Genomic DNA, 1881 nt, shown 5'->3' on the forward strand with positions numbered 1-1881 from the left:
TATCTCCTACTAAGAATGAGAGTGCTATCGTGACCAGGATCAAGGGTTTATGGCAAGTTACTTAATCCAAAATGTGACAAAAAGCAAGGATTATGATCAATGTGACAAAAAGCAAGGATTATGATATTAGTAATTCTTGCTTATCAGCACTATTGTACTTTTTTCAATAGTTTTTTTAAATATTGTTGGTAATAATTACTCCTTATTAATTTTTGCGCTTACCCTGGGCAGCACACTAACCCCTATTTACGCTGCCACAGCCAACTAATACCGCCCATCGCTATTGCCAATACTCCAAACAGGGAACTGGGTTCCGGAACAGTTTTCAGCTCAGCAATCACAGTAACATTAGGATCTAATGTTGCCCCTGTATCGAATACAAACTCAAAAGCGTTGGCATCATCTAGAAGATTAGCGCGCAAGAACAAAGCACTCCAACGGGCAATAGTTTCAATCGCTTCATCCTGAGCGAGAGTGGGATTGCTAAAATCGGGTCGCGCACCAGGGGGATTATTAACATTAGTAATACCAAAGTGATTGGCACCTGCAACGGTAATCAATGCCTTAGGAGAATCTTGGATTAACTCAAAAGTAGCCAAAGCTTCCTCAGGGGTTGCCACACCATCGAGACTTCCCTGAACTAAGGCCACAGGAATGCCATCATTAGCCGTAGGAACAAATTCCCTTAAGAAGGGATCGAATCGATTCGTACCGTAGAAAGCACCGGCCATAAGTGCTTCTGGACGACTAAAATCATCCAAACAAAGGGGAAAAATACAGGAACCTTCAATCGCGGTTAAACCGACTCCACCCCCTTGGGAATGACCGAGTAAACCGAGCTTCTTGGTATCTACAATGCCCGCAAGCTGGGAAGTATAATTCTCACTTTCTGTAATGATAAATTCAAAGATCGAGTTAATTTGCGAGGTTTGCGAAAACAATCCTTCAAAATTAAACTGGGGTAGAGATACCCTATTGTTAGGAACGACAACCACAAAGCCGTAGCTAGCAACCTGAGTCGCAAAACTAGAGTAGAAGGATTTGTCTACCAATCCACCTGGCAATAGTACGGTAGTGGGAAATAATTCGTTGCTAGTCCTAGATCCCACTGGAAAGTAAATGTCTGCCGGATTGCCATTGGTTGTAATGGTAGTACTGAAGCTATCAACTTCCGAAAAAATCGCTCCATGACTGAAAGTGGCAGCAGTGGCTATTTCTGGAGTTCCGATACTCATAACAATAGCACTACAGAGGCTAAGGGAGTATTTTATTCGAGAAGAGGAAAAATTCATTAATTTTGTCGGTTTTATTACCAAAATAATGTTGCCAAAAACACCATGATTTAGCAAATTTTCCGGGCACATTCTAGTCCTACCACCCTACAGGCAGAATCTGTCATATCATGTCGGGATAATTACCCTTAATAAAAATTTCCCCCATCTCCCCATCTCCCCATCTCCCTGGGACCGGAGCCCATCCCCCAAGGCCCAAGACTTGATTAGTTTTCCGCAATTCTCAGCTCATCAATGTTCCATAACGGTCCGCCTAAGCTAGAAAATTTGATATTCTCGATGCGATCGCGTACTGCCTCAAAGTATAGTGAATTGACCAGGAAAAACACGGGCAACTCCTCGGCAACGATTTCCTGGAATCGATCATAAATGACTTTGCGTTTGCTCTGATCAAGTTCTTGTATCCCAGCATTGAACAGACGGTCAATCTCTTGCTCCCAGTCAGACACTTCCCATCCTGCCAGTGGTGGTTGTCCGGGTTGAGGACCTTGATTAAATTGATGAAACGAGCCTCCACTATACCAGAAAACAAATACACTGTGAGGCTCACTCACTCCTGCTCCAAAGGCACCCACATAACACTCCCAAT

Annotated in this window: 1 protein-coding gene and 1 pseudogene; both read right to left on the reverse strand. The window is 43.3% G+C overall.

The features are described 5' to 3' along the window. Positions 1 to 242 precede the first annotated feature (242 nt). The gene (locus tag F6K53_RS39195) at positions 243 to 1292 is read right to left on the reverse strand and encodes a PEP-CTERM sorting domain-containing protein (protein WP_293085305.1); all 1050 of its coding nucleotides are present in this window, start codon (positions 1290 to 1292) and stop codon (positions 243 to 245) included. A gap of 206 nt (positions 1293 to 1498) precedes the next feature. Then, a pseudogene (locus F6K53_RS39200) lies at positions 1499 to 1881 on the reverse strand (ABC transporter substrate-binding protein); the annotation flags it as partial.

Source organism: Moorena sp. SIO4A1 (genome assembly GCF_010672065.1).
GTDB lineage: Bacteria > Cyanobacteriota > Cyanobacteriia > Cyanobacteriales > Coleofasciculaceae > Moorena.